The sequence below is a fragment of the Microbacterium sp. MEJ108Y genome (assembly GCF_000834175.1).
Classification (GTDB): Bacteria; Actinomycetota; Actinomycetes; order Actinomycetales; family Microbacteriaceae; genus Microbacterium; species Microbacterium forte.
This window is the reverse complement of record NZ_JXQX01000008.1, coordinates 49,250-55,384: the sequence shown is the minus strand read 5'-3', so window position 1 is coordinate 55,384 and position 6,135 is coordinate 49,250. Positions and strand designations below refer to the sequence as shown.

Below are 6,135 nucleotides of genomic sequence, written 5' to 3'. Positions count from 1 at the left end.
TTGAAGCAGAAGACGGCGAGGGCCGCCTGATCTCCGGGCCCTCCACGGCCTCGTACAGCTTCGGTCCGACCTCGGCCGACAGCGCGGCGGCCGACCCGCGCGTGCGCCAGGCGCTGAGCCTCGCCATCGATCGCAGCACCTACATCGACACCGTTCTGCAGGGCCTCGGCCAGGTGCAGAAGACGATCGTCCCGCCGTTCGTCTGGAGCGGCATGGAGGCGAAGGACACCTACCAGGACGCCTACGACGCGCTGCCCTCCCCCGAGGTCGATCTCGATGCGGCCAAAGACCTGATCGCCGAATCCGGCATCGACACCTCCACGCCCCTGGTGCTCGCCGTTCCTGCCGGTGCCAAGGAGTTCTCGCAGACGGCATCGATCATCCAGAGCGCGGCGAAGGACATCGGCCTCACCGTCACGATCGACGAGCGTCAGCCGGCCGACTTCGGAGCACTCTTCTACACTCCCGAGCTGCGCGACGGCATCGACTTCGTCGCCACGACCGGCTACCTCGAGGTGCCCGGCGTGCTCGGCTACCCGCAGCTGTTCATGCTGCCGGCAGAGTTCGGCGGCATCTTCAACTGGTCGGGCTACGCGAACGACGAGGTGACGGCCGACCTCCAGGCGGCGCGCACCGCGACGGATGCGACCACCGCGGCCGAGGCGTTCGTGAGCGCGCAGGAGATCTTCGCCCCGGACCAGCTGCAGGTGACGCTCGCCGGCGCCTACCAGCTCACCTACCTGTCCGACGACCTCACCGGCATCACCACCTCCGTCGCCATCTACAGCTCCCCCTGGGCGCTGCGCCTCGGCGGCGAGTGAGTCGTCTGCGACGACGGGACAGACCCTCATGATCAGGACGGTGCTCGGCAAGCTGGGCGGACTCGCGCTCACGCTCTTCCTCGCCAGCGTCATCATCTTCTCGGCGCTTCTGCTCACGCCGGGTGACCCGGTGACGGCGCTGGCGGGCGGGGCCCGTCCGACCCCGGAGCTCATCGCGGCGATCCGCGCAGAGTACCGGCTGGACGACCCGGTGTGGCTGCAGTACCTGCACTGGCTCGGGGGTGTCGTCACCGGCGACTTCGGTCGGTCGTTCGTCTACAAGACAGATGTCGCCGAGCTCGTGGGAGCACGGTTCGCCGTGACGTTCCAGCTGGTGCTGCTGACCACCGCGCTGATCGCGGTGTTCGGCCTCGGCTCCGGGATCCTCGCCGCGATCGGCAGTCGTCGTACCGACATGGTGGTCTCGGTCACCACGTCGCTCGGCATGGCCCTGCCGACGTTCATCGTCGCAATCCTGCTGATCTGGATCTTCGCGACCTCGCTCGGCTGGTTCCCGACGTTCGGGGCGGGTGAGGAGGGGCTCGACCGGCTCTGGCACCTGGTGCTCCCTGCGGTGTCACTCGCGCTGATGTTCATCGCGTACATCAGTCGAGTGACCCGCAGCGCCCTGGTCGCCCAGCTGCACTCCGAGCACGTCGAGACGGCCCGCGTCCGCGGCATCCCGTGGGGGCGTGTCTTCCGCCGGCACGTCTTCCACAACGCGGCTCCGCAGATCCTCGCGATCTCGGGCACGACGATCGCCGGTCTCTTCGCCGCCTCGGCCATCGCCGAGCAGGCATTCGGTCTCGGCGGCATCGGGTCGCTGCTCACCGAAGCCGCCGCCCGCAAGGATCTGCCGGTCGTGCAGGTCGTCTCCCTGCTGCTCGTCGCCCTGTTCGTCGTGCTCAACGCGATCGCCGACCTGCTGGCCGCCGCAATCGACCCCGACTCCGCAGGAACCAGGAGGAACGCATGAGCGTCGGTCAGCTCGCCGCGGGGCGCATCCCCGCCGCCACTCGTCGGCTCGCCCGCCGAGATCCCCTCGTGGTCGTGGCCGTCGTCGTGCTCGCCGCCGTCGCCGTGATCGCGATCGCCGGCCGGTGGCTCGCCCCCTACTCGCCCGATCAGCTGTATGCCGGTCCGATCAATGACCCCGCCTCACTCGACCACCTCTTCGGCACCGATGACCTCGGTCGCGACATCCTGTCGCGTGTGCTGGTCGGCGCCTCCGCCAGCGTCACGGCGCCGGTGATCGTCGTCGTCCTCGGCCCGCCGCCGACTGGGGCTCGATGATCGCCGGCGGCCAGGCCGCGATCCTCGCCGGCGCGCCCGAGCAGTCGCTCTTCCCCGCTCTGCTCATCGTCATGACGGTGCTCGCCGTCGGCATCATCGGCGCCCGCGCCACCACCTGGGCAGAGGAGAAGGAACGATGACGACACCCGTCCTGGAACTGCAGGGCCTCGAGATCACGATGCCCACGCCCGACGGTTCCCGCACGCTCGTGCACGACTGCACGCTCGACGTCGCCCTCGGCGAATCGGTGGGACTGGTCGGCGAGTCCGGGTCGGGAAAGACGCTCAGCGTGCGGGCGATCGCCGGCCTGCTCCCAGAGACCTTCACCACGGCCGGCACCATTCGCGTCGAGGGCCAGGATCTCGAATCCCTCGACGAGCGAGGGCGCCGCGAGCTGCGAGCGCTGCGCATCGGCATGGCGTTCCAGACCCCTCGTGCCCACCTGAACCCCCTGCGGACGATCGGCGACTTCCTCACCGAGGCACTGGTCACGGTGGCCGGGTTCACTCCGGATGCCGCTGAGCGCCGAGCCGTCGAACTGCTCGACGAGGTGGGAGTGCCCTCTCCCACCCGCCGGCTGCGGCAGCGTCCCGCCGAGCTGTCGGGCGGGCTGCTGCAGCGGGTGATGATCGCGTCCACCCTGGCGATGGACCCCCGACTGCTGCTCGCCGATGAGATCACCACGGCGCTCGATGTGACGACCCAGGAAGAGGTCATGGCCGTGATCGGCGACCTGCGCCGCCACCGCGATCTGTCGCTGCTCTTCATCACGCACGACCTCGCTCTGGCCGGAGCGGTGTGCGACCGTGTGGTCGTCATGAAGCAGGGCCGTACGATCGAGACGCTCCGCGGGTCGAGCATGCGCGCGGATGCCACCGAGGACTACACGCGCATCCTGATGTCGGCATCGCTCGACGCCGTTCCGGTGACTCCGCCCGCAGCCGCGGCCTCCCCCTCCACCGCATCCGAGCCGCTGCTGCGTGTCGACGGGCTGAAGAAATCCTTCCGGGTGCGCGCCGCGCACGGTCGAGGCCACGACATCCTCACCGCGGTCGACGACGTGTCGTTCGGCCTCGCGGCCGGTGGGTCGCTGGGCATCGTCGGCGAGTCCGGATCGGGCAAGTCGACCACCGCCCGCGTGATCTGCGGCCTCGAGCGCGCCGACGCCGGCACCGTCCGCGTCGCCGGGCACGACTGGAGCGCACCAGCAGCATCGGGTGCCGAACGACGCACCCGCGCGAAGACCGCGCAGATGGTGTTCCAGGATCCGTACCAGTCGCTCGATCGACGCCAGACCGTGCGGCAGTGCCTCACCGAGGCGATTCGCGTGCACCGCCGCGACGACGACCGCGCGGCGCTCTCCGCCCGGGTGTCGGCGCTGATGGATTCGGTGCACCTCGACGTGGCCCTGCTCGACGCACGACCCCGATCGCTCTCGGGCGGCCAGCGCCAGCGTGTCGCGATCGCGAGGGCCCTCGCCGCCGAACCGCGCATCCTGGTGCTCGATGAGGCCGTGTCGGCGCTCGATGTCACCACGCAGGTCGAGATCCTGTCGCTCCTCGAGCGCATCCGTCTCGACACCGGCGTCGCCCTGCTGATGATCACCCATGACCTCACCGTCATCCGCCGTCTGTGCGACGAGGTGGTCGTGATGCGCGACGGTCGCATTGAGGAACGCGGCGATACCGGGACCGTGCTCGACAACCCCCAGGCTGAATACACCCGTCTGCTGCTCGACTCGATTCCGGGCGACGGCTGGGTACCGCAGCGGCGCATACCGGTGCGCACCACCCCGATCCCCACGATCGGGCTCGACCGACCGATGAAGAGGAGACGGCGATGACCGACACCGAGCTGATGACCCCCGCGTTCGAGTACTGCTTCGAGCTGCAGGTCGATGTGACCCCGCCCCAGCGGATCGGCCGAGGCGAAGGCGGCGAGCTGCACTTCACCGCCATCACGGGTGGCGCGCTCTCCGGCCCCCGCGTTGAGGGACGAGTGGTGCCCGGCGGCGGCGACTGGTGGGTCGATCACGGCGTGACGACCCAGCTCGACGCGCACTATCTGATCGAGATCGACGGGCACCTCGTCGATGTCGTGAACCGCGGCTACTGGCGGGCGAACGAGGCGGCCATCGCGCAGTTCCAGGCCGGTGGGCGGCCCTCCGAACAGGATCTGTACTACCGCACGGCGTTCGTCTTCCAGACGGATGCCGAGCCCCTGCGCTGGCTCGCCGAGTCGCAGTTCGTCGGCTACGCGCGCCCCGGAGACGACCAGGTCGTCATCCGTGTGTTCCGAGTGGTGTGACGAGATGATCGACGAGCAGGACCCGAGCGGCGAGGCCGCAACGACGAGAGGCACCACCATGACCCGCACTTCTCCCGCCGACGTGTGCATCGTCGACGGTCGCGTGTTCGACGGCCGGATCGGCACCGCCGACACGGCCGTCGCGATCCGCGGCGAGCGCATCATCGCGATCGGATCGGATGACGAGATCCGTGCCCTCGCGGGACCCGACACCCGCATGATCGACGCCGTAGGCGGCGGCATCCTGCCCGGGTTCGTCGACGCGCACATCCACGCGGCGTTCGCGGGTGTCGAGCGGCTCAGCTGCGACCTGACCACGGCTGCGAGAGTCGACGAGACGCTGTCGCTGATCGCGGCTGCGGCCAACGCGACGGATGCCGAGTGGATCACCGGCGGCGGCTGGAGCCACGAGCTGTTCCCCCACCCGACGAGGCAGATGCTCGACGCGATCGTGCCGGACCGCCCTGTGGCACTGAGCGACGCCGGACACCACACGCTGTGGGTCAACTCGCGCGCGCTGGAGCTCGCTGGGGTCGACCGGAACACTCCCGCTCCCCCGAACGGACACATCCACCACGACGAGCAGGGCGACCCCACCGGGTACCTCAACGAGACGGCGGCAGAGCTCGTCGGGCGGATCGTTCCGCCGAGCACGGATGCCGAGATCGCGGCCGGTCTTCTCAACGCGCAGGAATTCCTGTGGACCCTCGGCATCACCGGCTGGCACGAGGCGATTCTCGGCGAGTACAACGGCAAGGCCGATTGCACCGCGGCCTACGTCGCGACGATCGCCGACGGCAGTCTGCGCAGTCGCACGTCCGGCGCACTGTGGGTGCCCCCTGGCACGACGGCCGCACAGGTGCCGGCGCTGGTCGAGCGCTTCGTCGCGCTCCGAGCCGCGAACGCCGCAGCGGGCTTCGACACATCGACTGCGAAGGCGATGGTCGACGGCGTGCCCCACGGCGAGACGGCCGCCCTGCTCGAGCCCTACTGCAGCCACGCGGGCAGCGGAGAGCTGCACATCGATGCCGAGGCACTCGAGGCGCTCGTCGTCTCGCTCGACGCCGAGGGCTTCGCGATGCACCTGCACATCATGGGCGACCGCGGAGTGCGCGTCGCCCTGGCTGCGGTCGAGGCCGCCCGCCGCGCCAACGGCACCGGTCAGCGCCACCACTTCGCGCACCTGTCGATGGTGCACCCCGATGACGCCCGCCGCTTCGGCCCGCTCGGCATCACCGCCAACATCCAGGGCCTCTGGGCATCGGTCGACCCGGCCGTCGTGCCGATGATCGGCGACGCCCGCATGCGCGCCGGCTATCCGTTCCGCGCGATCGCCGACAGTGGAGCCGCGATCGCGATGGGGTCGGACTGGCCGGTGTCGCCCGCCGATCCGTGGCTCGCGATCCACGTGGCCGTCAACCGCACGCTCCCCGGCCCCGACGGCACGCCGAGCGAACCGCTCGACGCCACCCAGCGACTCACGCTCACCGAGGCCCTCGCCGCCTACACCAGCAGATCCGCCGAGCTCGTGCTGGGCGGAGGAGGGATGCTGCGCGTCGGCGCCCGCGCCGACATCGCGGTGTCGACCGTCGACCCGTTCGCGATCCCGACCGAGGCGCTCATCAGCGTGGGCACCGCTGTGACCGTCGTCGGCGGTGCCGTGGTTCACATGCGCGCCTGAGAACCGGCACACCCACCCACCCGCTGCGGCCGA

General features: G+C 70.1%; 7 protein-coding genes. All 7 read left to right on the top strand.

The genetic code is table 11. The annotated features are described in order from the left end of the window. The coding region (locus RU09_RS04370) for an ABC transporter substrate-binding protein (protein ID WP_042537891.1) at positions 1-821 on the top strand (821 nt) is incomplete at its 5' end. A 40-nt stretch (positions 822-861) separates the two neighbouring features. Continuing rightward, complete coding sequence (locus RU09_RS04365; protein ID WP_231567464.1) at positions 862-1,797, top strand: ABC transporter permease; 936 nt, start codon at positions 862-864, stop codon at positions 1,795-1,797. Beyond that, the gene (locus tag RU09_RS19005; RefSeq protein ID WP_042537885.1) at positions 1,794-2,114 is read left to right on the top strand and encodes a hypothetical protein; all 321 of its coding nucleotides are present in this window, start codon (positions 1,794-1,796) and stop codon (positions 2,112-2,114) included. Before RU09_RS04365 ends, RU09_RS19005 begins: the two co-directional genes overlap by 4 nt. Then, positions 2,111-2,254 (top strand): hypothetical protein, encoded by a 144-nt coding sequence (locus tag RU09_RS18440; RefSeq protein ID WP_156145865.1) that lies wholly within the window; start codon positions 2,111-2,113, stop codon positions 2,252-2,254. The genes RU09_RS19005 and RU09_RS18440 overlap by 4 nt, the downstream gene beginning before the upstream one ends. Beyond that, a complete protein-coding gene (gene nikE / locus RU09_RS04355) occupies positions 2,251-3,957 on the top strand; it encodes a nickel ABC transporter ATP-binding protein NikE (protein WP_042537883.1) in 1,707 nt (568 codons plus the stop codon). The genes RU09_RS18440 and nikE overlap by 4 nt, the downstream gene beginning before the upstream one ends. Beyond that, positions 3,954-4,421 (top strand): DUF3237 domain-containing protein, encoded by a 468-nt coding sequence (locus tag RU09_RS04350; protein WP_042537881.1) that lies wholly within the window; start codon positions 3,954-3,956, stop codon positions 4,419-4,421. The genes nikE and RU09_RS04350 overlap by 4 nt, the downstream gene beginning before the upstream one ends. A 4-nt stretch (positions 4,422-4,425) precedes the next feature. After that, the gene (locus RU09_RS04345) at positions 4,426-6,102 is read left to right on the top strand and encodes an amidohydrolase (RefSeq protein ID WP_231567463.1); all 1,677 of its coding nucleotides are present in this window, start codon (positions 4,426-4,428) and stop codon (positions 6,100-6,102) included. Positions 6,103-6,135 lie beyond the last annotated feature (33 nt).